This is a genomic window from Paenibacillus sp. FSL H7-0690 (genome assembly GCF_037980415.1).
In the GTDB taxonomy this organism is placed as follows: Bacteria; Bacillota; Bacilli; order Paenibacillales; family Paenibacillaceae; genus Paenibacillus_AQ; species Paenibacillus_AQ odorifer.
Genome location: NZ_CP150281.1, coordinates 6,256,158 through 6,280,989 on the forward strand (window position 1 = coordinate 6,256,158; position 24,832 = coordinate 6,280,989).

The following is a 24,832-nucleotide window of genomic DNA, read 5'->3' on the forward strand; positions in this document are numbered from 1 at the left end:
CTGTTTCCTTTCCGGAGGAGAATTCTTCCGGAGTTTTTGTCTATTATAGCATTACCCATCTCCTGATGAGTAGTCCCGGCTACTCGGAAGCATAACGAAGAATGCCACGATATATGCTAGTCGCTACCTTGCGTTGATAAACATCATCTCCGAGTAGAACTGATTCCTGAGGGTGCGACAAAAAACCGACCTCTACAAGGATCGCAGGTATTTTTAATGCCTTTAGTAGATAAACAGTATTTACAGTCTTAGCTACACGATCAGTATTCTCCAGTGTAGTCTTCAGCTCACTCTGTACAAACTCTGCGATAGCTTTATTATCCTTGTGATTGGGATAGTAAAAGGTCTGCGCCCCGCTCCATCGGTTTGAAGGCACACTGTTCATGTGAACGCTTATAAAAAGATCTGCGCCCTTCTCTTCAATGCTTCTTACTCTTTGCTTAAGATCTTCAGTCTTGCGCTTAGAATAGCCCTTAGTGCCCTCCTGAGCCAAATCATAATCCCCTTCACGGGTCATTACAACAATAGCCCCTGCCTGTTGCAGGTAATCACGTAAATAAAGAGAGACCGCAAGATTAATGTCTTTCTCAATTAGCCCTTCCCGGCTAACTGCCCCTCCATCTGCTCCCCCATGTCCAGCGTCGATAGCGATCACTTTACCAGACAAAGGCAGACTCCAATAATTTAACGTTTTGGCAGTAGGCATGTCATACGCTATAATGCCGATCATTATAGCCAGCAGTGTCGCGCTCAGCATACATTTTTTGATACTGCTCCATGAGATCCAGACCGAGACTTTACTGTGTTTTCGGCCAGACATAACAAAGACCCCCTCGTCCCGATAGATAATACTCATCTATATGGGACAAGAAGGCCAAATAGTACTAGCTAACGATGATTAAGCTGTTACTTCTTGAGTCATGCCTTCAATTAGAATCTGCGCAACCTCAGGTCGCGTAAATTCAGGAGGCGGACATTGACCCTCCCGAAGCAAAGCCCGTACCTTTGTACCCGACAAAGTCATATGATCGTCGCCAGGATGTGGGCAGGTTTTACTGGAAGCCATATTTCCGCATTTTTTACAGAAGAAGCTGTGTTCAAAAAATAATGGAGTAATATCAAGTTCCTCAGCGGTGAAATTCGCGAAAATTTCTTGCGCTTCATAAGTTCCGTAGTAATCACCTACGCCCGCATGGTCACGTCCGACAATAAAATGGGTGCAGCCATAATTTTTGCGAACCATAGCATGAAAAATCGCTTCTCTCGGACCAGCATAACGCATGGCCGCCGGGAAAACACCTAGAAAGGTACGATCCTCAGGATAATAATTCTCCAAAAGCGCCAGGTAGCTCTTCATTCGTACATTTGCCGGTACATCATCAGACTTCGTCTCACCCACTAGCGGGTTTAAGAACAGAGCGTCTACAACCTCCATAGCGCACTTCTGAATATATTCATGTGCACGATGAACAGGGTTACGCGTCTGGAAGCCTACAACTGTTCTCCAGCCCTTGTCTGCAAATATCTTACGTGTAGCTGAAGGGTCAAAATAAAATTCTCCGAACTTTTCTGGCTGTGGTCTATTCAGCACTGTAATTGGTCCTCCTACATAGATAGCCGGGCGGGCCAACAGCTTACTTACTCCTGGATGTTCAGGGTCTGTTGTTTTGAATACATTTTGCGCTTCAAGGTTTTGATCAACCGTATAAATACTCTCAATATCCAATAAACCGTAGATCTCGCCATCCTCTTCACCGATTAGAGATACCTTGTCTCCAATAGCTAAACCAGAGGCCACATCCTCTTCTACAGCAAGTGTTATTGGAATGCTCCACACTGTGCCATCTGCTAAACGCATGTTTTTGACTACGGAGTGATAATCTTGTTCATTCAAAAATCCAGTCAGTGGAGAAAATGCACCTACCGCAATTAGATCCAAATCAGATAAAGTCCAGGTGTTCACGGCAATCGCCTTATAATCACGTGCAAGCTGCAGTAATTCTTCTCTTTCTGTACCCTCTACTACACAGTTAACTAATGTTCCGCCATGCGGACGTATTGAAGTCATTATCGTCTCTCCTTCTGTGTTCTCACGGGGATAGGTCCTACTTGTGTAATCCGCACTCAGTCTTCTCTGATCCAGCCCAACGTCCAGCACGCGGATCTTCACCAGGCATAACCTGACGTGTACATTGCTCACAGCCGATACTTGGATAGTTACGGTCATGTAGAGGGTTATAAATTACATCATTTTCACGAATATAGTTCCATACATCTTCGGTTGTCCAATCCGCAATTGGATTAAACTTAACCAAACCAAATTTATAATCATACTCAACCTTTTTGGCATTAGCACGGGTAGGCGCTTGGTCACGACGAATGCCTGTAATCCAAGCTTCATATTGAGATAGGATGCGAGTCAGCGGCTCTACTTTACGAATCCCACAGCATTGGTTAGGATCTACTGTCCATAACGCATCACCGTGTTGAAGTGCTTGCTCCTGCGGAGTGATTTGTGGAGACACTCGTACGAACTCCAGCCCGTATTTATCTGCCATCAAATCTCTGGTTTCATAGGTTTCCTTAAAATGATAATCTGTATCGAGATAAAAGACGTCTGTAGACGGACTAACTTTGTGAAGCATATCAACTAGCACTACATCTTCGGCACCAAAACTGCAGGCAAAAGTAATGTTAGGAAATGTTTCTACAGCCCAGCGGATAATTTCCTCGGGTGAAGCAGTTTCTAATTCTTCGGCCTTAACTTTGATTAAATCCTCTTTCTCGAGCAGGTTCATTAAGGTATTCCTCCATCCAAAATATTAATCGTATGAATAAATGAGGTAAAAGAAGTAATAAAACCAACTAATTCTATATGAAATAGTATATAACTTTTACTGAGGAAGTCAATGCGTTTCATCCGTTAGAATTAGTAAATAGATGCAAAAAAAGCCCATTTCTTGTGGAAAGAGGCTAAACAACAAAAACCCTTAACCATAAAGGTTAAAGGTTTCTTATGTGCTTTTTTATCTCCCGTATTTTTCTAAGGCTTCTTTAAATATAGTATTTAACGCTTCAGGATACTCACCATAGATTTCTAAATCTTGAGAAGACTCTTCCTCAGACTGTTCCAATATCTTATTCACTTTTGGTTCACTCAAAGGAATTTTACCGTAGTAAACTCCTTTAACAAAATAAACATTAGGATCGGTTAAACTTTTATCTAAGAATAATAAATACTCTTCATTTTCATTCATTAACTGATAACCTTCAATTCCATAGATAAATGTTCCATCTTCTGTTGTTTCGATAGCTCCATTTTCTTGCACTGTAACTTCAGAGCCCTCTACAATATCTTGATTATCAGATTTGAAAATCTGATTAATCTTTATTGCAGATTGCGTATGATAATCAATCGTTTCACCAAATTCATTTTTATCGATAAATGTATTTATGACTTTAGCTTTTGTGCCTTTCAGTATCAATTCAGCCGTGTTGTCTAGCTCATTAAAATCACGATAACCAATAACTTTTGCTTCAGAACTGATAAATGCAGGAGAATTATCTCCCTTTACAGCTTTGTTATTGTTAATGAATCCTGCAGCACCGACAACCAATACGAAAGCCAACACACCTATTGAAAGAAACTTATTTTGTTTTTTCATATATTGACCCCCTTAATCAAATTGGTAAATATGCGCTATACCATCTTTATCATCTTGTACTGGGTAAGTTCCATATAACCAAGCTGGTCCAGAAAGCATAATGGACGGAACTGTATCTTCATGAGTTAAGCCTAGTACATGTCCCATTTCATGAGCAGTGGTTTCTTTTTGTCTATTTCCATCTACTGTCTTGAATCTTACCGTGTTAATTCTAACGATTGATGTAGAGGTTAGTGTACCTGAAGTAGAGGTTTGCGCATAAAATTGTCCAAGATCATTTGTTTCTGACGAAGCGTACCACTTTACGTCAGCAGCAGAGGCTGAAGTTGTTGAAGTAACGTTAATAGACAGTCTACCAGCAGTAAGACCATTCCACGCTGTACTTCCATGTATGGCAGCGGCATTGTAGCCAATTGATGATATAGAGGCATCAAGCCAATATTTAACTTGGTTAGGTCTATCCACTCTGTTTCCGCGAAGTACATAAGCATCTACCTGTGAGATAAAAATCGAAGCAACAACCATTAGAACGATTGAGGACAAAATAAATTTCCTCTTACTCAAAGAACTCTCAATTTCCATAAATTCAACTCCTCCTTTATAACCTTAAACGCCTATAATTGGAAAATGTTGCTATGATTAAATAAAAAAATATTAATAAAAAAACCTATTTCTTTCGGGAATAGGTTTTTTTGGAACACAGTTCTAAATATAATTCTGTTCTGATATAAAAAAATAAAACCCTTGGCCATATGGCCAAGGGTTGAATTCTGTAGATATTAACGTTTCGAGAACTGAGGCGCACGACGTGCAGCCTTCAAGCCGTATTTCTTACGTTCCTTCATACGTGGGTCACGAGTCAGGAAGCCGGCTTTCTTCAATGCACCGCGATATTCAGGGTCAACTTTAAGCAATGCACGGGAGATACCGTGACGAATTGCTCCAGCTTGACCGGAAATGCCGCCACCATGTGCAAGAACGATTACATCGTAGTTGCCCAGTGTTTCAGTCAGGTTCAAAGGTTGTTTTACGATCATTTTCAGTGTTTCCACACCGAAATATTCGTCCATCTCACGTTTGTTAATGACAATGCGTCCTTCACCCGGTACAAGGCGAACACGTGCTACCGAATGTTTACGACGACCTGTCCCATAGTATTGTACTTGTGCCATGAAACTGTCCTCCTCTATTCTTATCCGCGAAGTTCGTAAACTTCAGGTTTTTGTGCTGCATGTGGATGCTCGGCGCCTGCATATACTTTCAATCTCAGCTTCATGTGGTCCCCTTGACGAGTCTTAGGAATCATACCATGAACCGCGAATTCAATTACGCGTTCTGGTTTAGTATTCAGCAGAGTTTCAGCATTAGTAACTTTCAAACCACCTGGGTGCATCGAGTGACGGTAGTATTTTTTGTTTTGCAATTTCTTACCGGTCAAGTGAATTTTCTCAGCGTTGATAACGATAACGAAATCTCCTGTATCAACGTGTGGAGTGAATTGCGGTTTGTGTTTGCCACGGATCAAAGCAGCGGCTTCGCTGGCCAAACGACCGAGTGTTTTGCCTTCGGCATCAATAATGTGCCAATTGCGTTCAACTTCGTTCGGCTTCGCCATATAGGTGGTACGCATGAATGTTTCCTCCTTGTTCTCGTACGAAAATCTTCTGTTTCGTATATCTTGTTTCTCATTGAATTACGATTATGTGAGTTAAGCAAAGCATTTTTTTGGCATTTTCTCGATCGGGGCTGTGGGATAGCCATCAAGAAAACACAACTTTTATATTACAGTATAAACATAACAAGTGCAAGTGATTTTTAAACATTTAGCCTATTAATCAGGAAGAAATTTATAGAAAAAACTATTCACTTTCAATCTCGTCATATTCAACACTCCACAAAGCTAACCCCATGGCCACAGCTGTTGGACCAGCATGTGATCGATCACATGCTGCCAATATTTCAGCAACCTTATCAGCAGGTATTTTACCTTCCCCCACATGGATCAAAGTCCCCATAATAATGCGAACCATGTGCTGAAGAAATCCACTACCCGTTATATAAGTATGGATAACTCCTTGATCTGATAAAGAGGGTCGGCACATACTGCGGTCTACTTCCATATGAGCTTCAAAGATCGTTCGTACATGAGAAGTCTTCGTAGACCGTCGTGATGCAAACGAAGTGAAGTCATGTGTCCCTATAATTTGCGTTAAGCCTTGCTGCATCGCAGGAATATCCAACTTCACTGGATGGTGAAGCTGCCAGCGCCGCTGAAACGGATCTGGAAACCTGTTGCCATTGATCGTGTATCGGTAAGTTTTACGCTTAGCCCCTCTACGAGAGTGAAACGTTAGCGGAACTTCCCTAGCCTCTGTAACCACGATGTCTTGTGGCAGCCGGGCATTAAGCGCTAGACACCAACGTTCAGTTGGGATTCGAGAGGAGGTTGTAAAGTTAAAAGGCTGGCCATAGGCATGTACTCCGGCATCTGTGCGGCCTGAAGCAGTAATCTTAAGCTTCTCACCTGTCAGATGGAGTATGGCTTGCTCCAGCCGATCCTGAATCGTATTGCCCTGAGGCTGGGTCTGAAAGCCATCATAATTCGTTCCGTCATAATTGACCTTCATCAATAGATTACGCATTCCGTTCTCCTTTTTAAACCGGTCAGCAGAACGTCGATCGAAGCACTGTCTGATCTTCTATTTGAAGAAATGGCTTCGCCGTCCCTAGAAGGACGGCATCCATTTTTCATATATAGAACTACAAGTCCTATAGGATCCTTAATTTCAAAAAAAAGAGCCCCTGCGGGAGCTCCTTCAATTGAACCAAGGTGATTCCCACGGTTATTAGTACAGCAGAGTCTTGCGCCTCTGCAGCACAATAACGCTGATATTTCCCCCATCTTTACTCCAAAGAGGGCTGGATGAAAGGGAAGCATCGGAAATCAATACTTGTGATACTACGCGCGGTCTACCAATTCAAGATAAACCATAGGCGCAGCGTCGCCACGACGAGGTCCTAGTTTAAGGATACGAGTGTATCCACCTGGACGCTCAGTGTAACGAGGAGCAATGTCAGAGAACAATTTTTGAATTGCATCTTGTTCACCATCAACAGTCTCGCGGCGAACAAATGCAGCTACTTGACGACGAGCATGAAGATCACCTTTTTTAGCTTTAGTGATCAGCTTTTCAGCGATAGAACGAACTTCTTTCGCTTTAGCTTCCGTTGTTTGGATGCGCTCGTATAAAAACAGATCCGTTACCATGTCGCGAAATAACGCTTTACGCGCACTGGAATCACGGCCCAATTTTTGGTATGCCATTGTGTTTTCCCTCCTTTACTAAAGCAATCTGCAGCTATTCTTCTGTGCGGAGACCCAAACCAAGTTCCTCAAGCTTTTCCTGAACTTCTTCCAAAGATTTGCGACCAAGGTTACGCACCTTCATCATATCTTCTTCAGTCTTCGTGGTAAGCTCTTGTACGGTATTAATACCAGCACGTTTGAGGCAGTTGTAGGAACGAACAGAAAGATCAAGCTCTTCGATTGTCATCTCAAGTACTTTTTCTTTTTTGTCTTCTTCTTTTTCAACCATAATTTCGGCGTCTTTCGCTTCGTCCGTAAGACCTACGAACAGAACGAGGTGCTCGTTCAAAATTTTGGCTCCGAGGCTTACAGCCTCTTCCGGTCTGATACTTCCATCCGTCCAAATTTCAAGCGTCAATTTGTCGTAGTTAGTCACTTGACCAACACGTGTATTGTCTATGCCGTAGTTAACGCGTGAAATTGGAGTGTAGATGGAGTCAACTGGAATAACACCAATTGGCTGATCGTCACGTTTGTTCCGGTCCGCTTGGACATAGCCGCGACCACGGCCTGCAAAAATACGCATATGAAGTCTCGCACCAGGTCCCAGCGTTGCAATGTGAAGATCCGGATTGAGGATCTCAACATCGCTGTCCGCACGGATATCACCTGCGGTAACGATGCCTTCCCCTTCAGCATCAATCTCGAACACTTTTTCCTCGTCTGAATGAATCTTCAGAGACAAGGCTTTAAGGTTCAGAATGATTTCCGTCACATCTTCCATTACGCCTGGAACGGTCGAGAACTCATGCAGAACGCCGTCAATTTGGACCGAAGTCACTGCGGCTCCTGGAAGCGAAGAAAGCAATATCCGGCGAAGCGAGTTCCCCAGAGTCGTGCCATACCCACGTTCCAGCGGTTCAACTACGAATTTCCCATAGGTACCTTCATCATTAGCTTCTACGGTCTCAATCTTCGGCTTTTCGATTTCTATCACGAGTTTACCCCTCCTTCAACGTCGCTCCTATATGAAACTGTCACCCCATCAGGTGCATCATGTAGTATGCCTAAACACCTATTATTAGCAGATGCGTCAGAATTATACCACATTCACAATACTGATTTCACTATACGCGACGACGCTTAGGCGGACGGCATCCATTGTGAGGAACCGGAGTTACGTCTTTAATAAGGTTAACTTCAAGCCCTGCAGCTTGAAGGGAACGGATGGCTGCTTCGCGGCCCGCGCCCGGTCCTTTAACCATAACCTCAACCGACTTCATGCCGTGCTCCATAGCTGCTTTAGCTGCTGATTCAGCTGCCATTTGCGCTGCGAATGGAGTGGACTTACGGGAACCTTTAAATCCTTGGCCGCCGGAGCTTGCCCAGGAAATTGCATTTCCGTGAGGATCCGTGATGGTAACGATGGTGTTGTTGAACGTGGAACGAATATGTGCCACGCCGGATTCGATATTTTTACGGTCGCGACGTTTGGTACGTACGACTTTTTTCGGTTTAGCCATTGTCTCTTATCCCCCCTTATTATTTCTTTTTGTTTGCTACCGTACGACGCGGGCCTTTCCGGGTACGGGCATTCGTTTTAGTACGTTGACCGCGAACAGGCAATCCACGACGGTGGCGAACACCGCGGTAACAGCCGATCTCAGTAAGACGTTTAATATTTAAGGAAATTTCACGACGCAGGTCACCTTCAACCTTAACCGTTTTGTCGATCGTTTCACGCAGTTTGCTGACTTCATCTTCCGTCAAATCACGGACACGTGTATTAGCGCTAATGCCTGTTTCATTAAGAATTTTCTGAGAAGTCGTTTTACCGATTCCGAAAATATAAGTCAAGGCGATCTCAACGCGTTTGTCACGTGGCAAATCCACTCCAGCTATACGAGCCATTTTACGCTACACCCCCTTCTTAACCTTGTTTTTGTTTGTGTTTCGGATTTTCGCAAATCACCATAACAGTCCCTTTGCGGCGGATTACTTTACATTTCTCGCAAATGGGCTTTACAGAAGGTCTTACCTTCATGTTAATTACCTCCTCAAAGTTTTGCGAAGCAAAACTTTTTTCGTAGTTCCCATCTATTTACGGTAAGTTATACGACCTTTTGATAAATCATAAGGCGATAACTGCACGACCACTTTGTCTCCGGTCAAAATACGGATAAAGTGCATCCGCAATTTACCGGATACATGGGCAAGTATTTGATGACCGTTCTCAAGCTCAACCTTAAACGTTGCGTTTGGCAACGGTTCAAGGACAGTACCTTCTACTTCAATGACATCTTCCTTAGCCACAGTTAGTCTCCTTTCTCATCAGCACTTATTCCGGTGGGTCCAGCATACTTCATGACTGCGAATCGCAGCTTTCCGTTTGTTACCCGCCCAGTTTCCTTCAAACTGTCCACAACCTCACTGCTGATGAAGGGTATGAGCTCAAGATGAAGAATATTCTTCTTCTTTGGCCCATCAAACTTACGTTTGTCTCCATCTGCAATGTATACAAATCTGCTATCAACAACTGCGATAACAACGGCTGCCTCTCCGGCATCTTTGCCTTTGAGAATTCTCACTAATTGACCAACCTGCGGGCTGCTCACAGTATTCAAGAGGAGATCACCTACGCATTCAGTTTTGTGAAAATTTCCATGCCGTCCGGAGTAACTGCTACTGTATGCTCGAAGTGAGCACATAGTGAGCCATCAACCGTAACGACAGTCCAGTTATCTTCCAGTGTTCTGACATGTCTCTTTCCTGCGTTTACCATCGGCTCAATCGCGAGCACCATACCCGGTCTCAGACGTGGTCCGCGGTCCGCTATGCCATAATTCGGAATTTGCGGTTCTTCATGCAGTTTTGCCCCAATACCATGACCAACATACTCACGTACGACTGAGAAACCAGCCTCTTCGATGTATTGCTGAATAGCATGGGAGATTGTAAACAAGCGCACATCCGGCTTAACTAACGCCAGTCCCGCGTACAAGGAGCCTTCCGTAACGTCCAGCAAACGCTGAGCCTCTTCGGAAATGCTGCCCACACCGTAGGTCCAGGCGGAATCACCGTGATAACCGCGGTACTCTGCACCGATATCCAGCGTAACAATATCGCCTTCGATCAGTTTACGTTTACCAGGAAATCCATGCACTAATTGTTCGTTGACTGAAGCGCAAATGCTGGCAGGAAAACCGTTGTAGCCTTTGAAAGACAGCACAGCATCTTGACTGCGAATGTATTGATCGGCGATTCTGTCGAGCTCACCCGTTGTAATGCCAGGCTCAATGGCCTGAGCAATAAGACGGTGACTCTCGGCAACAATTCGACCAGCTTCCCTCATAAAGGCAAGTTCCTGTTCGGATTTACAAATGATCATTACATTAACCCCGCATTAAAGACACGATTTCAGAAGTAACGACATTAATTTCGTTTTCCCCGTTTACCTGACGCAAAAGACCTTTATTATCATAAAACGCAAGCAGCGGCGCTGTTTTATTATCATACTCATCCAGGCGCTTGCCTACACTTTCTTCGTTGTCATCCGGACGTTGATATAATTCACCGCCATCAATGTCGCAAATGCCATCTTGCTTCGGCGGGTTGAAGATTAAATGGTAGGATGCTCCGCAAACGCTGCAGATACGACGTCCAGTAAGACGCGCCATTAGCAATCCACGGTCAACATTCAAGTTGATGACATGATCCAAAGAAGTGTTCAAACGGCTAAGAATATCATCCAGCGCTTCCGCTTGCGAAAGAGTTCTTGGAAAACCATCCAATAGAAATCCTTTTTCGCAATCGGACTGCTGCAACCGTTCTTCGACTATCCCAATGGTCACATCATCTGGTACAAGCAAACCTTGATCTATAAATGATTTGGCCTTCAATCCTACCGGAGTTTCCTGTTTGATTGCCAAACGGAAAGCATCTCCTGTCGAAATATGAGGAATACCAAATTCTTTAACGATTTCTGCCGCTTGTGTTCCCTTGCCTGCCCCAGGAGGGCCCATGAATAAAATGTTCACGATTTCTCTCTCCCCCCAAAAGTTCGCCACCAAGCAAGAAACAGCATAATAGGTGCCGGGAAGAATAAAAACTTAAGCTTCACCGGAACCTATCACCTATTTATTGATGAAGCCTTTGTAATGGCGTTTGATCAATTGGCTCTCGATCTGCTTCATAGTATCCAATGCCACACCGATTACGATCAGCAGTGATGTACCGCCAATACGAACTTCTTTAGGCAATCCAGATAAAGCACCGAAGAACATCGGCAGAACAGAGATCAAAGCTAGGAACAAAGCGCCGGACATAGTCAGACGAGACATTACTCTAGTCAGATATTTCTCTGTAGCTTTACCAGGACGGATACCTGGAATGTAACCACCATTCTTCTTCATGTTATCGGCCATCTGCTGAGGATTCATCTGCACGAACGTATAGAAGAACGTGAACCCGATGATCATCACTACATACAGAAGCATACCAAGTGGAGCATCGGTTGCTAAATACTTAGCAATCCATTGAGCCCAGGCATGTGTTGACCAGAAACTGGAGAGAACAACTGGGAACTGAAGCAATGATACGGCGAAGATTACCGGAATTACACCTGCCGCATTAATTTTCAATGGGATATGTGTATTCTGTCCACCGTACATTTTATTGCCGACTACGCGTTTAGCGTATTGAACAGGAATCTTCCGAATACCTTGCTGTACGAAGATAACTGCTGTAATAATCGCTACAATCACAATCAGCACGATAACGACTTTAAGAATATTCAGGAACACCTGATCCGGCTGAATAAAACTTGAGTTAGCCGTACTTGTGATATATCCCGGAATGGCGGCGACGATTCCCGCAAAAATCAGGATCGAAATCCCGTTCCCGATTCCCTTTTCGGTAATCTGTTCACCAAGCCACATCAAGAAAGAAGTACCCGCCGTCAAGATAATGGCAACCAGCAAGTAATCAGCAAATGTCGCATTCGGCATCATTTGAGTATTATATATCCGGTTAAACCCTATCGACGTAGCAAAACCTTGGATCAGGGCTAATATCACTGTACCGTAACGAGTGATTTGCGCCAATTGTTTTTTCCCGTGCTCCCCTTGTTTAGCCCATTCAGCAAACTTAGGAACAACATCCATCGACAGCAATTGCACGATGATGGATGCTGTAATGTACGGGTAAATACTGATCGCAAATATCGAGAAGTTTTTGAGCGCTCCGCCCGAAAAGGTGTTCAAGAGTCCCATCAAAGCGTCACCGCTCTGATTTGCTGTTTGCAGTACATCTTTGTTCACACCAGGAACCGGAACAAACGAACCGATACGGTAGATAATCAGAATGAACAAGGTAAACAGGATCTTTTTGCGCAAATCTTCAACATGCCAGATATTCTTAAGCGTCTTGAACATTAGATCACCTCGGTTTTACCGCCGGCAGCCTCGATTTTCTCTACCGCAGATTGAGAGAACTTATTTGCTTGTACAGTCAATTTTACGGTCAACTCACCGTTGCCGAGAATCTTGATGCCGCTTTTGGAATTCTTGACAACACCAGTTTCAAGCAACAACTGCGGAGTCACTTCAGTTCCTTCTGCAAAGCTATTCAGATCTTCCAGGTTCACAATCGCATACTCTTTACGGGTAGGATTGACGAAACCACGTTTAGGCAGACGACGATAGAGCGGATTTTGTCCACCCTCGAAGCCCGGACGAACACCACCGCCAGAACGTGAGTTTTGACCTTTGTGACCGCGACCGGAAGTTTTACCATTTCCGCTACTAGGACCACGACCAACGCGATTGCGTTCTTTGCGGGAACCAGGAGCTGGAGCAAGTTCATGTAACTTCATCGTTTGCACCTCCTTATGTTTGTTAATTTATGCGAGGCGTTTAGCCTTCAATTTCAGTTACAGATAGCAAGTGACTCACTTTATTGATCATTCCGCGAATTGCAGGACTGTCATTGTGAACCACTGTCGTGTTGAGTTTACGCAGGCCGAGCGTCTTAACAGTAACACGTTGTGTTTCTGGACGTCCGATTACACTACGTACGAGGGTAATTTGCAATTTTGCCATTGACGTTCCCCTCCTTAACCGCGCAATTCTTCGACAGATTTGCCGCGAAGTTTCGCGACCTCTTCAATGCGTTTCAGACGGGAAAGTCCCTCCAAAGTTGCATTGACCATGTTCATGGAATTCGAAGAACCCAGTGATTTTGTCAAAATGTCGCCAACGCCTGCCAATTCCAATACCGCACGAACTGGACCGCCAGCGATAACGCCAGTACCCTCTGATGCTGGTTTCAACAACACGCGTCCTGCGCCGAAGTGTCCAGTAACGAGATGGGGAATCGAAGTTCCTACGATTGGGATGTGAATCAGGTTTTTCTTGGCGTCTTCAATGCCTTTACGGATGGCATCCGGAACTTCGCCGGCTTTACCGATACCAGCACCGACGTAGCCGTTGCCGTCGCCCACAACAACAAGTGCACTAAAGCTGAAACGGCGTCCGCCTTTTACAACTTTTGCAACACGGTTAATGTGTACAACTCTTTCTGTCAGTTCTAAACTGTTCGGATCTACACGCAAGTCGTTAACCTCCTTTTAAGAATTATTCTAGAATTCAAGACCAGCTTCACGAGCTGCATCAGCCAATGCTTGAATCCGTCCATGGTACAAGTAACCTCCGCGGTCGAATACGACCACTGCATATCCTTTTTCTTTGGCACGCTCAGCGACCAATTGGCCAACTTTCGCTGCAGCTTCAACGCTACCGCCATTACCGATATTAGCGCTCAGATCTTTATCAAGTGTAGAAGCGGATACGATAGTAACCCCTTTAACATCATCGATCAGTTGAGCGTAGATGTGTTTCGAAGAACGGAATACGTTCAAACGTGGACGCTCAGTAGTTCCCTGGATCTTCTTACGAACACGCAGGTGTCTTTTGAGACGAGCCTTGTTTTTATCTTCTTTTGTAATCATGACTTCCCTTTCACTCCCTTCAGTTTGCCGTAAACAGCTTCACTTTAAGATGCACGGGGTATCTTACAATTAAGTTTAAACTGGTTATTTCTTCTTACCAGCTTTACCTTCTTTGCGGATGATACGCTCGCCTTCATATTTGATACCTTTACCTTTATACGGTTCTGGTTCACGAACGGAACGGATTTTAGCAGCGTATGCGCCAACGCGTTCTTTATCGATACCTTTAACGATGATCTTCGTGTTCGCAGGAACTTCGAACTCGATACCAGCTTCCGGTGTAATTTCAACCGGGTGGGAATAACCAACGTTCAGAACGATTTTATCTCCGGATTTGCTTGCACGATATCCGACCCCAACCAGTTCCAGAGATTTCGAGAAACCTTCAGTCACACCTGCTACCATGTTGTTGACAACGGAGCGGGTTGTGCCGTGAAGTGAACGATGCAATTTGTTATCCGACGGGCGAACAACGGTAATTTCGTTATTTTCAACTGTAACCTTCATGTCTTTATGAAGCTCACGAGTCAAAGAACCTTTTGGACCTTTTACTGTAATAACGGCGTTGTCCAAAGTGACATCTACACCGCTAGGTACTGCGATTGGTTTGCGACCAATACGAGACATGTGTTGCACCTCCTTATCTTGTGACGTTTATTACCAAATGTAGCAGACAACTTCTCCGCCAGATTTTGATTGACGAGCTTCTTTGTCGGTCATAACTCCCTTAGATGTGGAGATAATCGCGATTCCTAGACCACCGAGTACACGAGGCACTTCATTGCTCTTCGTGTATACGCGAAGGCCTGGTTTACTGATTCTTTTCAAACCAGAAATAACACGCTCTTGGTTAGGGCCGTATTTCAAGAAGATACGGATAATCCCTTGTTTGCTATCTTCAACGAATTCCGCATCGCGGATGAAACCTTCACGCTTCAAAATGTCAGCGATTTGTTTCTTCATAGTAGAAGCAGGCATTTCTACCGTCTCGTGACGCACAATGTTAGCGTTACGAATACGAGTAAGCATATCTGCAATAGGATCAGACATAGTCATGTGTGTAAACCTCCTTCCCGTTTATAAACTTCTTACCAACTTGCTTTTTTCACGCCAGGGATCTGGCCTTTATAAGCTAATTCACGGAAACAAATTCTGCAAATTTTGAACTTTTGCAGTACCGAATGTGGACGACCACAACGTTCGCAACGTGTATATGCACGTACTTTAAACTTAGGCGTACGTTGTTGTTTAACTTTCATCGAAGTTTTTGCCACTTAGCCTGACACCTCCTAAACATTTTCGGAGAAAATGGATTAACCGACTTTATTTTGCGAAAGGCATTCCCAGCTGACCCAGCAGCTCGCGGGATTCCTCGTCCGTCTTAGCAGTCGTTACAATAACGATGTCCATACCGCGGACTTTATCCACTTTGTCATATTCGATCTCGGGGAAGATCAATTGTTCTTTAAGACCAAGTGTGTAGTTACCACGGCCGTCAAAGGCTTTAGTGGAAACACCACGGAAGTCACGTACACGTGGAAGTGTTACGTTGAACAATTTGTCCAAGAAGTAATACATACGCTCTCCGCGCAGTGTTACTTTAACCCCAATCGGCATATTTTCGCGTAGTTTGAAACCAGCGATGGATTTTTTAGCTTTAGTGATTACTGGTTTTTGACCAGCGATCAACTGCATGTCATTAACTGCAGCATCAAGTACTTTGGAGTTTTGAACAGCGTCACCCACACCCATGTTGATGACAACCTTCTCGATCTTAGGCACTTGCATAACAGTTGTATAGTTAAACTTCTGCATCAAAGCAGGTGTAATTTCGTTAAGAAAACGTTCTTTCATTCTTGCTGCCATGAAGATTTAACCTCCTTTCTTAAGGGCTAGATTAGTCGATAATCTCTCCGGATCTTTTAGCAATCCGAACTTTTTTACCATTGTCCAAAACTTTGTAACCGATACGGGTTACTTTGCCGGTCTTCGGATCGATGTGCATTACGTTGGACACATGAATCGAAGCTTCCTGCTCAATAATTCCACCCTGTGGATTCAGCTGGTTCGGCTTTTGGTGTTTTTTCACCATATTGACGCCTTCTACCAGAACGCGGTTTTCACGAGGATAAGCAGCGATGACACGGCCTTTTTTGCCTTTGTCTTTACCACTGATCACAAGCACCACGTCATCTTTCTTCACGTGCAGTTTATTGTTATGGGATTCCAGAACTTTTTTCACTCTAGGCATTTATTACACCTCCTATAACTAACCTTCAACTTATTGGTGCCGTGTTTATTAGATAACTTCCGGTGCCAAGGAAACGATCTTCATGTAGTCTTTATCGCGAAGTTCGCGAGCAACTGGTCCAAAGATACGTGTTCCACGAGGGCTTCTGTCGTCTTTAACAACAACAGCTGCATTTTCGTCGAATGCGATGTAAGATCCATCTTTACGACGAACGGAACGTTTCGTACGAACAACTACCGCTCTAACAACATCACCTTTTTTGACAACGCCGCCTGGTGTTGCTTGTTTAACGGAACAAACGATCAAATCACCGATTGCTGCTGTACGGCGTCCAGTACCACCCAGTACGCGGATACACATCAGTTCCTTCGCACCAGAGTTGTCAGCCACATGCAAACGTGTAAATGGTTGAATCATTATAATTTCCTCCTTCCGGAAAAACTCTCTTGATTATCTTAGATGATAACCGCTGCTTCTACCACTTCAACTAGTCTCCAACGTTTGTCCTTAGACAACGGACGAGTTTCCATGAGTTTTACGGTATCGCCAATCTTTGCAACATTTCCCTCATCATGTGCTTTGAATTTCTTCGTAGACTTGATGCGTTTGTGGTACAAATTGTGTTTCTTATAGGTTTCAACAGCAACTACGATGGTTTTATCCATTTTATCACTGACCACTTTACCGATTAGCACTTTACGTGCATTACGTTCTTCACTCATTAGTTAGCCTCCTTCCTGAATACGGATCTGCGATCCGTCTCACTTAACTAATCCCAAGCACTCTTTGATGGATCACGGTTTTAGCACGAGCTATTTCCTTACGCACGTCACGAATCCGAGTTGGGTTGTCCAATTGGCCAGTTGCCAATTGAAAACGGAGATTAAAAAGTTCCTCTTTGAATCCAGCGATCTTTTGTTCAATCTCAGCAGTGGTTAAGTTGCGAAGTTCATTAGCTTTCATTTGCTTCACCACCCAATTCTTCACGTTTCACAAACTTAGTCTTTACAGGCAGCTTGTGAGCGGCAAGACGCATCGCTTCACGAGCGATTTCTTCCGACACGCCTCCGAGTTCGAACATAATCTTGCCCGGTTTAACTACGGCTACCCATTTCTCAACGTTACCTTTACCACTACCCATACGAACCTCGAGAGGCTTTTGAGTAATAGGTTTATCTGGGAAAATCTTGATCCAAACTTGACCGCCACGTTTGATATAACGTGTCATCGCGATACGAGCAGCTTCGATCTGACGGTTAGTGATCCAAGACGGTTCAAGTGCAACCAGGCCGAATTCGCCGAAGTTCAATTCAGTACCGCCTTTTGCCATACCCTTCATGTGTCCGCGTTGTTGCTTGCGGTGTTTTACGCGTTTTGGTACCAACATGATTAGTTGCCTCCTTCCTGAGCAGCTTGTTTCTTAGCTGGGGGAAGAACTTCTCCACGGTAGATCCATACTTTTACGCCGATAAGACCGTAAGTTGTATGTGCTTCAGCCGTTCCGTAATCGATATCGGCACGAAGCGTATGAAGTGGAACTGTTCCTTCGCTATAACCTTCTGAACGAGCAATCTCAGCTCCGCCAAGACGTCCGCCCACTTGAGTTTTAATCCCTTTTGCGCCAGAACGCATAGTTCTTTGAATCGCTTGTTTGAGGGCACGACGGAACGATACACGACGTTCCAATTGTTGAGCAATGCTCTCAGCTACAAGAATTGCATCCAATTCAGGGTGCTTGATTTCATTGATGTTGATGTGTACTTTTTTGCCACCAGCGATTGCTGTAACTGCGCTGCGAAGTACTTCTACTTCTGCTCCGCCTTTACCAATAACCATACCTGGTTTAGCTGTATGAATTGTAACGTTCACGCGGCTAGCCGCTCTTTCGATCTCGATATGGGAAACAGCGGAATCCTTCAATTTGCCTTTAAGGTATTCCCGGATTTTGACGTCTTCCATCAGAAGAGTACCGAAATCTTTTCCTGCATACCATTTAGATTCCCAATCGCGAATAATACCGATTCGGAGTCCGATTGGATTTACCTTTTGACCCACGTGTTATCCCTCCTTATTTCTCAGATACCACCAGTGTAATGTGGCTCGTGCGTTTATTGATCCGACTTGCGCGGCCCATGGCGCGCGGACGGAAACGTTTCATAGTAGGTCCTTGGTTAACGAAAACCTCGCTAACGAACAAACTGTTCACGTCCAAAGAATAGTTATGCTCAGCATTCGCAATTGCCGAATTAAGCAACTTTTCAACGACCGGAGAAGCGGATTTCGGAGTGTGGCGAAGAATAGCAATTGCTTCCCCCACTTGCTTACCGCGAATCAAGTCAACAACCAGTTTCGCTTTACGAGCGGAAATTCGCACCGATCTTGCATGTGCTTTTGCTTCCATTGTTTAACCTCCTTTCAAACAGAGACCTTATTATTATCTTCTTGTTTTCTTATCGTCACCCGCGTGGCCTTTGTAAGTACGTGTTGGCGCGAACTCGCCCAACTTGTGACCTACCATATCTTCTGTTACGTATACAGGCACGTGTTTACGGCCGTCATATACACCAAACGTATGTCCGATAAACTGAGGGAAAATGGTTGAGCGACGGGACCAAGTTTTAACTACAACCTTTTTCTCAGCCTCGTTCAGTTCCTCAACTTTTTTAAGCAGGTAGCCATCGATAAACGGCCCCTTCTTTAAACTGCGACCCATGTGTGAATCCTCCCTTCATCCGGTTCTTCAAACCGCGAATCGACGCTTCGCGCTTTATTAACTTGCCAGAAGCGTCTTATTTAGTGCGGCGGCGAACGATATATTTATCAGATGCCTTGTTTTTCTTACGCGTTTTGTAACCAAGGGTTGGTTTGCCCCATGGAGACATTGGCGATTTACGTCCGATTGGAGCGCGACCTTCACCACCACCGTGTGGGTGATCGTTAGGGTTCATTACTACCCCGCGAACTTCAGGACGACGGCCGAGCCAGCGACTACGTCCAGCTTTACCGATTTTGATCAATTCGTGATCTTCGTTACCTACGGAACCGATAGTTGCACGGCATACGCTAAGGATCTTACGAACCTCACCGGATGACAAACGAACGGAACAGTATTTTTCTTCTTTACCAAGCAATTGAGCTTCTGTACCAGCTGCACGAACCAATTGTCCGCCTTTACCTGGTTTCAACTCAATGTTGTGGATAACTGTACCTACTGGAATATTCTCCAGTGGAAGACTGTTACCAATTTTGATGTCGGCCGCAGAACCAGACTCTACTTTATCCCCAACTCTTAGACCTTTAGGAGCGATGATATAACGTTTCTCTCCATCAGCATAGTGGATCAAAGCAATATTAGATGTGCGGTTCGGGTCATACTCGATTGTAGCAACGCTACCTGGTATGCCGTCTTTAGTCCGCTTGAAGTCGATAATACGGTATTTACGTTTATGTCCGCCGCCATGGTGACGAACCGTAATTTTACCTTGGTTGTTGCGTCCCGCATGTTTGAACAGCGGAGAAAGCAACGATTTCTCTGGCTGGTTTGTTGTAATTTCTTCAAACGTAGACACGGACATAGCGCGTCTTGCCGGAGAGGTCGGTTTGTACTTTTTGATTGGCACTGTAGTTCCCTCCTTACTTCAACAGAGTATTATTCTACCGCTTCAAAAAATTCAAGCGGTTTGCTGTCCGGGCTAAGCTTAACGATGGCTTTTTTCCACTCTGGAGTGTAACCAGAATATTTACCATAACGTTTCAGTTTGCCAGGTACGCGCATTGTGTTCACATTAGTTACTTTTACTTTGAAAATAGCCTCGACAGCTTTTTTGATTTCGGTTTTGTTAGCACGGATATCCACTTCAAAAGCGTATTTCATTTCGCTCATGTAGTCGGAAGTACGTTCCGTAATCACCGGACGTTTGATAATATCACGAGGATCTTTCATTACGCGAACACCTCCTCTACCTTCAGAACTGCTTCTTTAGTGATGATCAGTTTGTCGTACGTCAGTACGTCAAGAACATTAATGCCGTCAGCCGCTACGAATTTCACCCCAGGGATGTTACGAGCGGAAAGTGCTACGTTATCATCATAGCTAGTAGCTACGATCAACGCTTTACGATCTACTTTCAGGTTGTTCAAGATTGCTGCGAATTCTTTCGTCTTCGGAGCATTCATTGTCAAGCTATCCAATACGATAATGTCATTCTCGAGTACTTTCGAGGACAAAGCGGATTTGATCGCCAAACGACGAACCTTCTTAGGCAGTTTCCAGGAATAGCTACGTGGTGTTGGTCCGAAGACAACGCCGCCGCCTTTCCATTGTGGAGAACGAATGGAGCCTTGACGAGCGCGACCTGTACCTTTTTGTTTCCAAGGTTTACGTCCACCGCCACGAACTTCAGAACGTCCTTTTACTTTGTGTGTACCACGACGTAGGGAAGCTCTTTGCATAAGCGCAGCTTCATGTAGAACGTGCTCATTCGGTTCAATACCGAACACTGTATCGCTCAGTTCCACTTCACCAACTTCGTTGCCACTAATATTAAAAAGTGTTACTTTTGGCATTTCATGTTCCTCCTTTCTTCAATAATTATTTCTTAACGGTTTGTTTAACTTTCACGAAGCTGTTTTTAGGACCTGGGATAGCGCCTTTAACCAGCAATACGTTACGTTCAACATCAACCTTGATAATTTCAAGCTTTTGAACCGTAATAGTCGTGTGACCCATATGTCCTGGAAGGCGTTTGCCCTTAGGAACACGGTTAGCTTGGATAGAACCCATGGAACCCGGTCTTCTGTGGTAACGCGATCCGTGTGCCATTGGTCCGCGGCTTTGTCCCCAACGTTTGATGTTACCTTGGAAACCTTTACCTTTAGATGTACCAGTTACGTCAACAAATTCGCCCTCAGCAAAGATATCAGCCTTCAGCTCTTGTCCAACCTCGAGAGACCCGAGATCAACACCGCGAATTTCACGAACGTAGCGCTTAGGTGTTGCATTTGCCTTTTTGGCGTGACCCTGTTCAGGCTTATTGGAGCGTTTTTCTTTTTTATCAGAAAAGCCCAATTGCACTGCTTCATATCCGTCGATATTCAGGTCTTTCTTTTGCAGTACTACACAAGGTCCTGCTTCGATAACAGTAACAGGAATTACGTTACCTTCTGGAGTAAACACTTGAGTCATACCGAGTTTTTTTCCTAAGATACCTTTCAATGTTGACACCTCTTTTCTTTTCCTAAGTTACTTAAAATAGAATTACAATTTGATTTCGATATCTACACCGGACGGTAGATCCAAGCGCATCAAGGCATCCACAGTTTGTGGTGTTGGGTTCACAATATCGATCAAACGTTTGTGAGTCCGTTGTTCAAACTGTTCACGGGAATCCTTGTACTTGTGTACCGCACGGAGAATAGTAATGATTTGCTTCTCAGTTGGTAACGGAATCGGCCCGGACACACCTGCACCCGAACGTTTTGCTGTTTCAACAATCTTCTCAGCGGATTGATCAAGAATTCTGTGGTCGTATGCTTTCAAGCGAATACGAATTTTTTGCTTTGCCATTTTAGTCCCTCCTTCTATCGCCCAATTTGGTATCGGACATACTCCGTGAAAATTTTCTGACCTCGTCCCCATGGCAAAGGGGCCGGGTGTGTCAGTAACCTCTCACATCATCGCAACGTCTCAGAACAACATTTATTATTATATATAATAGGCAGCAGTATTGCAAGCGAAAATAGAAAAACAACGCATATTTTTTTCATGCGCTGTTCTTCTACTATATATATATGTTAAAGATTCTCTGTGGCAGACTTAAAAAACTCTGCGGAGGAAGCAGTCTGAGCCGTTGCTGTTCCGATCCCCTCAATGGTTTGGATTAAGGTTCTTATTTCTTCTTCCACTATTACAATCTCCTGTGTACTGCTACGCATAGCGTCTACAATATCAGAGAACAAAAGACTAGTCTCGACCGATTGGTGCTTCCCATTCTTAGTTAACTCCTGCACCTTACGAATCTCTTCTACAACCTGCTGAGTGAGTAGACCTGATTTATTTGTTAGCTCTACGATCTGAATTACAGTACTCTTAGTATCCTCTGCAAGCCGGCTAACTTCTTGAGCAACCACATTAAAACCTCTACCATGCTCACCGGCTCTAGCGGCTTCAATCGTTGCATTAAGTGAGAGGATTTTAGTCTGATCGGCAATTTCCCTTACTGAGTTCACAATTTTTTGAATTTGCTTAGAGGAATCGCTTAACTCAATGATCGAGTCTTCCATCTCACTGGTGGTCTGATATATAAGATTAATTTGCTCAGTCAAATCACCCAAGTGTTCATGCCCATCTGTAGCTAATCCCTGTGACTCCAGGGCGGATGCAGCCGTACGTTGGAATGTTCTACTTACTTCATTGCTGCTTGCCACTAGCTGCTTCACAGCAGCATTAGTATCGATGCTATAATCTATCAATTCAACGCTAAACTCTGAAATTTTTTGTTTTAATTCATTTTTCACCAATAGATATTGCTCTTCCTTCTCTTTTATGTTCTCCTTCTCATATTCTTCTAGAACCAGCTGCTGCTCAAGGTTAAGGAGTTTGGTCACGGTCTGAACCACTCGAAGGCGTGTATTATCATCGTTTGTTTCATTATATATAACGCGTATAAATACGTTCTGAAGATTCTGAAAAGCAGATAAGTACCATTTGGGCTCAAGCCCTACTTTTTTATGAATATTAGCGATCATTAGACGCTTTGCTATGTACTCATCATCAACTTTTCCATTAAAAATCTCTAGAATATGCCCACGAAGAGTAGTTTTTAACCTGTCTATACTGCTATGCTCTAAAATAATAGCTTCAAGTTTATTTACGCCTAATACCGAATTGTAAAATTGATCAATGATATAGTCTATATTCTGCTCAACAACAGGTTTCACCCTGCGTAGTAAGTTCAAATCTGCTTCAGTTAGATCAATCATTCTCATCTGCTCGTTAAGCTCACCATGTCCCTCCAGCTTATGAAAAGACCCTGCCACAGAATGATTCTGATCCTTGAAGTCTAAGGAATGAGAGGCAGGAGAATCCGCATTATTATTACGTGCAGTTAACGCATGCATGAAGGAAAAAGGACATTTCCCCATATTACCACTCTCCCACAATTCCTATTATTTTACATTATTATTCCTCCTTCATTTTACTCTATCATTAGTATAATTGTAAACAATTGATTGTTGTAATTTGACGAATTATGTAGAAAAAGATCATATTGTTATGCTTTATTATCAATTGGTGTCGAATAATACATTATTCTCAGAAAAAAAACAAAAAAGCCCCTGATTCTCCGCAAGAAGAATCAGGGGTGTTTGTAATTCGGAATCTACCCGCAGATAGAAGTCGAATTATTATTTTTGGATAGAAGCTACGCTACCAGCACCAACTGTACGGCCACCTTCGCGAATGGAGAATTTAGTACCTTCTTCAATAGCGATTGGGGAGATCAGTTGTACGGTTACGGAGATGTTATCACCAGGCATAACCATTTCAGTACCTTCTGGCAAGTTGATGATACCAGTTACGTCAGTTGTACGGAAGTAGAACTGTGGACGGTATCCAGTGAAGAAAGGCTTGTGACGGCCACCTTCTTCTTTTGTCAGAACGTAAATTTGAGCAGTGAACTCAGTGTGTGGTTTAACGGAGTTCGGCTTAGCCAATACTTGGCCACGCTCGATCATGTTACGGTCAACACCACGAAGCAATGCTCCGATGTTGTCCCCAGCTTGAGCGGAATCCAGCAATTTACGGAACATTTCTACGCCCGTAACTACGGATTTCTTAGTATCTTCGTGAATACCAACGATTTCGATTTCTTCTCCGACTTTAACTGTTCCGCGTTCTACGCGACCAGTTGCCACAGTACCGCGGCCAGTGATGGAGAATACGTCTTCGACAGGCATCAAGAAAGGCTTGTCAGTTTGACGCTCAGGAAGTGGAATGTACTCATCGATTGTTTCAAACATTTCGATGATTTTTTTAGCGTAATCGCCATCTGGGTTTTGCAGAGCTTCACGAGCAGAACCACGGATGATTGGAGTATCGTCGCCTGGGAAGTCATACTCGCTAAGCAAGTCGCGAACTTCCATTTCAACCAATTCCAACAACTCTTCGTCTTCAACCATGTCGCATTTGTTCAAGAAGACAACGATGTAAGGAACGCCTACTTGACGGGACAACAGGATGTGCTCGCGAGTTTGTGGCATTGGGCCATCAGCTGCGGATACAACCAGGATAGCTCCGTCCATTTGCGCTGCGCCAGTGATCATGTTTTTAACATAGTCGGCGTGACCAGGGCAGTCTACGTGAGCGTAGTGACGGTTAGGAGTTTCATATTCAACGTGGGAAGTGGAGATTGTGATACCACGTTCGCGCTCTTCAGGAGCTTTGTCGATTTGATCGAATGCGATAGCTGCGCCACCGTAAGTTTTGGACAATACAGTAGTGATTGCAGCAGTCAGAGTCGTTTTACCATGGTCGACGTGACCAATAGTACCGATGTTAACGTGCGGTTTGTTACGTTCAAACTTTGCCTTTGCCATTTGAACAG

Annotated in this window: 41 protein-coding genes; all 41 read right to left on the reverse strand. The window is 44.1% G+C overall.

The features are described 5' to 3' along the window. Window positions 1–79: 79 nt before the first annotated feature. The 41 genes from cwlD to tuf all read right to left on the reverse strand — a co-directional run bounded on the left by cwlD (window position 80) and on the right by tuf (window position 24,824). Window positions 80–820 (reverse strand): N-acetylmuramoyl-L-alanine amidase CwlD, encoded by a 741-nt coding sequence (gene cwlD, locus MHI32_RS27565; protein ID WP_340011437.1) that lies wholly within the window; start codon window positions 818–820, stop codon window positions 80–82. Between the two features lie 78 nt (window positions 821–898). After that, on the reverse strand, window positions 899–2,068 hold the full coding sequence (gene sat, locus MHI32_RS27570; protein ID WP_076186611.1) for a sulfate adenylyltransferase: 1,170 nt from the start codon (window positions 2,066–2,068) through the stop codon (window positions 899–901). A 37-nt stretch (window positions 2,069–2,105) separates the two neighbouring features. After that, window positions 2,106–2,798: a phosphoadenylyl-sulfate reductase gene (locus MHI32_RS27575; protein ID WP_036680616.1), complete on the reverse strand. Its 693-nt coding sequence runs from the start codon at window positions 2,796–2,798 to the stop codon at window positions 2,106–2,108. A gap of 228 nt (window positions 2,799–3,026) precedes the next feature. Further along, complete coding sequence (locus tag MHI32_RS27580) at window positions 3,027–3,665, reverse strand: hypothetical protein (protein WP_340011439.1); 639 nt, start codon at window positions 3,663–3,665, stop codon at window positions 3,027–3,029. A 12-nt stretch (window positions 3,666–3,677) separates the two neighbouring features. Further along, window positions 3,678–4,247, reverse strand: a complete 570-nt coding sequence (locus MHI32_RS27585) for a matrixin family metalloprotease (protein WP_076194820.1) — start codon at window positions 4,245–4,247, stop codon at window positions 3,678–3,680. Between the two features lie 197 nt (window positions 4,248–4,444). Continuing rightward, window positions 4,445–4,837, reverse strand: a complete 393-nt coding sequence (rpsI, locus tag MHI32_RS27590) for a 30S ribosomal protein S9 (RefSeq protein ID WP_025706574.1) — start codon at window positions 4,835–4,837, stop codon at window positions 4,445–4,447. A gap of 20 nt (window positions 4,838–4,857) precedes the next feature. Then, on the reverse strand, window positions 4,858–5,295 hold the full coding sequence (rplM, locus tag MHI32_RS27595; protein ID WP_036680589.1) for a 50S ribosomal protein L13: 438 nt from the start codon (window positions 5,293–5,295) through the stop codon (window positions 4,858–4,860). Window positions 5,296–5,524: 229 nt separating this feature from the next. Further along, on the reverse strand, window positions 5,525–6,307 hold the full coding sequence (truA, locus tag MHI32_RS27600; RefSeq protein ID WP_340011441.1) for a tRNA pseudouridine(38-40) synthase TruA: 783 nt from the start codon (window positions 6,305–6,307) through the stop codon (window positions 5,525–5,527). 317 nt (window positions 6,308–6,624) lie between these two features. Then, on the reverse strand, window positions 6,625–6,990 hold the full coding sequence (gene rplQ, locus MHI32_RS27605; RefSeq protein ID WP_019908254.1) for a 50S ribosomal protein L17: 366 nt from the start codon (window positions 6,988–6,990) through the stop codon (window positions 6,625–6,627). A gap of 34 nt (window positions 6,991–7,024) precedes the next feature. Beyond that, window positions 7,025–7,969 carry a DNA-directed RNA polymerase subunit alpha gene (locus MHI32_RS27610; RefSeq protein ID WP_036680585.1) on the reverse strand — a complete coding sequence of 315 codons (945 nt, stop codon included), beginning with the start codon at window positions 7,967–7,969 and terminating at the stop codon, window positions 7,025–7,027. A 130-nt stretch (window positions 7,970–8,099) separates the two neighbouring features. Further along, window positions 8,100–8,495, reverse strand: a complete 396-nt coding sequence (rpsK, locus tag MHI32_RS27615; protein WP_019908251.1) for a 30S ribosomal protein S11 — start codon at window positions 8,493–8,495, stop codon at window positions 8,100–8,102. Between the two features lie 19 nt (window positions 8,496–8,514). After that, entirely contained in the window at window positions 8,515–8,883 is a 369-nt protein-coding gene (gene rpsM, locus MHI32_RS27620; protein ID WP_036680583.1) for a 30S ribosomal protein S13, read from the reverse strand. A 19-nt stretch (window positions 8,884–8,902) separates the two neighbouring features. Beyond that, window positions 8,903–9,016 carry a 50S ribosomal protein L36 gene (rpmJ, locus tag MHI32_RS27625; RefSeq protein ID WP_003322638.1) on the reverse strand — a complete coding sequence of 38 codons (114 nt, stop codon included), beginning with the start codon at window positions 9,014–9,016 and terminating at the stop codon, window positions 8,903–8,905. A 53-nt stretch (window positions 9,017–9,069) separates the two neighbouring features. Then, the gene (gene infA, locus MHI32_RS27630; protein WP_036652996.1) at window positions 9,070–9,285 is read right to left on the reverse strand and encodes a translation initiation factor IF-1; all 216 of its coding nucleotides are present in this window, start codon (window positions 9,283–9,285) and stop codon (window positions 9,070–9,072) included. Window positions 9,286–9,287: 2 nt separating this feature from the next. After that, window positions 9,288–9,596, reverse strand: coding sequence for a KOW domain-containing RNA-binding protein (locus MHI32_RS27635; RefSeq protein WP_036680581.1), 309 nt, complete (start codon window positions 9,594–9,596; stop codon window positions 9,288–9,290). Window positions 9,597–9,607: 11 nt separating this feature from the next. Next, window positions 9,608–10,360, reverse strand: a complete 753-nt coding sequence (gene map / locus MHI32_RS27640) for a type I methionyl aminopeptidase (RefSeq protein WP_340011444.1) — start codon at window positions 10,358–10,360, stop codon at window positions 9,608–9,610. A gap of 4 nt (window positions 10,361–10,364) precedes the next feature. After that, entirely contained in the window at window positions 10,365–11,009 is a 645-nt protein-coding gene (locus tag MHI32_RS27645) for an adenylate kinase (protein WP_038573451.1), read from the reverse strand. Window positions 11,010–11,105: 96 nt separating this feature from the next. Continuing rightward, on the reverse strand, window positions 11,106–12,404 hold the full coding sequence (secY, locus tag MHI32_RS27650; protein WP_076130016.1) for a preprotein translocase subunit SecY: 1,299 nt from the start codon (window positions 12,402–12,404) through the stop codon (window positions 11,106–11,108). After that, window positions 12,404–12,844: a 50S ribosomal protein L15 gene (rplO, locus tag MHI32_RS27655; RefSeq protein WP_036680569.1), complete on the reverse strand. Its 441-nt coding sequence runs from the start codon at window positions 12,842–12,844 to the stop codon at window positions 12,404–12,406. The genes secY and rplO overlap by 1 nt, the downstream gene beginning before the upstream one ends. A gap of 40 nt (window positions 12,845–12,884) precedes the next feature. Then, entirely contained in the window at window positions 12,885–13,070 is a 186-nt protein-coding gene (gene rpmD, locus MHI32_RS27660; RefSeq protein ID WP_036680567.1) for a 50S ribosomal protein L30, read from the reverse strand. A 14-nt stretch (window positions 13,071–13,084) separates the two neighbouring features. After that, entirely contained in the window at window positions 13,085–13,582 is a 498-nt protein-coding gene (gene rpsE, locus MHI32_RS27665; protein WP_036652980.1) for a 30S ribosomal protein S5, read from the reverse strand. Window positions 13,583–13,609: 27 nt separating this feature from the next. Further along, window positions 13,610–13,978 carry a 50S ribosomal protein L18 gene (gene rplR, locus MHI32_RS27670; protein WP_036680564.1) on the reverse strand — a complete coding sequence of 123 codons (369 nt, stop codon included), beginning with the start codon at window positions 13,976–13,978 and terminating at the stop codon, window positions 13,610–13,612. Window positions 13,979–14,062: 84 nt separating this feature from the next. Continuing rightward, window positions 14,063–14,605 (reverse strand): 50S ribosomal protein L6, encoded by a 543-nt coding sequence (gene rplF / locus MHI32_RS27675; protein ID WP_036680562.1) that lies wholly within the window; start codon window positions 14,603–14,605, stop codon window positions 14,063–14,065. Between the two features lie 30 nt (window positions 14,606–14,635). Continuing rightward, the gene (gene rpsH / locus MHI32_RS27680) at window positions 14,636–15,034 is read right to left on the reverse strand and encodes a 30S ribosomal protein S8 (RefSeq protein ID WP_036680560.1); all 399 of its coding nucleotides are present in this window, start codon (window positions 15,032–15,034) and stop codon (window positions 14,636–14,638) included. A 32-nt stretch (window positions 15,035–15,066) separates the two neighbouring features. Then, window positions 15,067–15,252: a type Z 30S ribosomal protein S14 gene (locus tag MHI32_RS27685; protein WP_013312154.1), complete on the reverse strand. Its 186-nt coding sequence runs from the start codon at window positions 15,250–15,252 to the stop codon at window positions 15,067–15,069. 49 nt (window positions 15,253–15,301) lie between these two features. After that, window positions 15,302–15,844, reverse strand: a complete 543-nt coding sequence (gene rplE, locus MHI32_RS27690; RefSeq protein ID WP_036680558.1) for a 50S ribosomal protein L5 — start codon at window positions 15,842–15,844, stop codon at window positions 15,302–15,304. Between the two features lie 31 nt (window positions 15,845–15,875). Beyond that, window positions 15,876–16,229, reverse strand: a complete 354-nt coding sequence (rplX, locus tag MHI32_RS27695; RefSeq protein WP_076099615.1) for a 50S ribosomal protein L24 — start codon at window positions 16,227–16,229, stop codon at window positions 15,876–15,878. A gap of 48 nt (window positions 16,230–16,277) precedes the next feature. Further along, window positions 16,278–16,646, reverse strand: a complete 369-nt coding sequence (gene rplN, locus MHI32_RS27700) for a 50S ribosomal protein L14 (RefSeq protein WP_036680556.1) — start codon at window positions 16,644–16,646, stop codon at window positions 16,278–16,280. Window positions 16,647–16,684: 38 nt separating this feature from the next. Then, window positions 16,685–16,951 carry a 30S ribosomal protein S17 gene (rpsQ, locus tag MHI32_RS27705; protein ID WP_036680554.1) on the reverse strand — a complete coding sequence of 89 codons (267 nt, stop codon included), beginning with the start codon at window positions 16,949–16,951 and terminating at the stop codon, window positions 16,685–16,687. A gap of 43 nt (window positions 16,952–16,994) precedes the next feature. Further along, the gene (rpmC, locus tag MHI32_RS27710) at window positions 16,995–17,192 is read right to left on the reverse strand and encodes a 50S ribosomal protein L29 (protein WP_019908232.1); all 198 of its coding nucleotides are present in this window, start codon (window positions 17,190–17,192) and stop codon (window positions 16,995–16,997) included. Beyond that, on the reverse strand, window positions 17,182–17,616 hold the full coding sequence (gene rplP / locus MHI32_RS27715) for a 50S ribosomal protein L16 (RefSeq protein ID WP_036680552.1): 435 nt from the start codon (window positions 17,614–17,616) through the stop codon (window positions 17,182–17,184). The genes rpmC and rplP overlap by 11 nt, the downstream gene beginning before the upstream one ends. Before the next feature lie 2 nt (window positions 17,617–17,618). Beyond that, a complete protein-coding gene (gene rpsC, locus MHI32_RS27720; RefSeq protein ID WP_038573452.1) occupies window positions 17,619–18,284 on the reverse strand; it encodes a 30S ribosomal protein S3 in 666 nt (221 codons plus the stop codon). A 13-nt stretch (window positions 18,285–18,297) separates the two neighbouring features. After that, a complete protein-coding gene (rplV, locus tag MHI32_RS27725) occupies window positions 18,298–18,630 on the reverse strand; it encodes a 50S ribosomal protein L22 (RefSeq protein ID WP_036680546.1) in 333 nt (110 codons plus the stop codon). Window positions 18,631–18,663: 33 nt separating this feature from the next. Beyond that, window positions 18,664–18,942 (reverse strand): 30S ribosomal protein S19, encoded by a 279-nt coding sequence (rpsS, locus tag MHI32_RS27730; protein WP_036652940.1) that lies wholly within the window; start codon window positions 18,940–18,942, stop codon window positions 18,664–18,666. Window positions 18,943–19,018: 76 nt separating this feature from the next. Further along, window positions 19,019–19,849: a 50S ribosomal protein L2 gene (gene rplB / locus MHI32_RS27735; RefSeq protein ID WP_076186617.1), complete on the reverse strand. Its 831-nt coding sequence runs from the start codon at window positions 19,847–19,849 to the stop codon at window positions 19,019–19,021. 29 nt (window positions 19,850–19,878) lie between these two features. Continuing rightward, window positions 19,879–20,172 (reverse strand): 50S ribosomal protein L23, encoded by a 294-nt coding sequence (gene rplW, locus MHI32_RS27740; protein ID WP_036680537.1) that lies wholly within the window; start codon window positions 20,170–20,172, stop codon window positions 19,879–19,881. After that, entirely contained in the window at window positions 20,172–20,795 is a 624-nt protein-coding gene (rplD, locus tag MHI32_RS27745; protein WP_036680536.1) for a 50S ribosomal protein L4, read from the reverse strand. Before rplD ends, rplW begins: the two co-directional genes overlap by 1 nt. 25 nt (window positions 20,796–20,820) lie before the next feature. After that, window positions 20,821–21,444, reverse strand: coding sequence for a 50S ribosomal protein L3 (rplC, locus tag MHI32_RS27750; protein ID WP_036680532.1), 624 nt, complete (start codon window positions 21,442–21,444; stop codon window positions 20,821–20,823). A gap of 42 nt (window positions 21,445–21,486) precedes the next feature. Beyond that, the gene (gene rpsJ, locus MHI32_RS27755; protein WP_017692074.1) at window positions 21,487–21,795 is read right to left on the reverse strand and encodes a 30S ribosomal protein S10; all 309 of its coding nucleotides are present in this window, start codon (window positions 21,793–21,795) and stop codon (window positions 21,487–21,489) included. 227 nt (window positions 21,796–22,022) lie between these two features. Continuing rightward, window positions 22,023–23,372, reverse strand: coding sequence for a globin-coupled sensor protein (locus tag MHI32_RS27760; protein ID WP_340011448.1), 1,350 nt, complete (start codon window positions 23,370–23,372; stop codon window positions 22,023–22,025). A gap of 261 nt (window positions 23,373–23,633) precedes the next feature. Further along, complete coding sequence (gene tuf, locus MHI32_RS27765; protein WP_036680523.1) at window positions 23,634–24,824, reverse strand: elongation factor Tu; 1,191 nt, start codon at window positions 24,822–24,824, stop codon at window positions 23,634–23,636. Window positions 24,825–24,832: the final 8 nt, after the last annotated feature.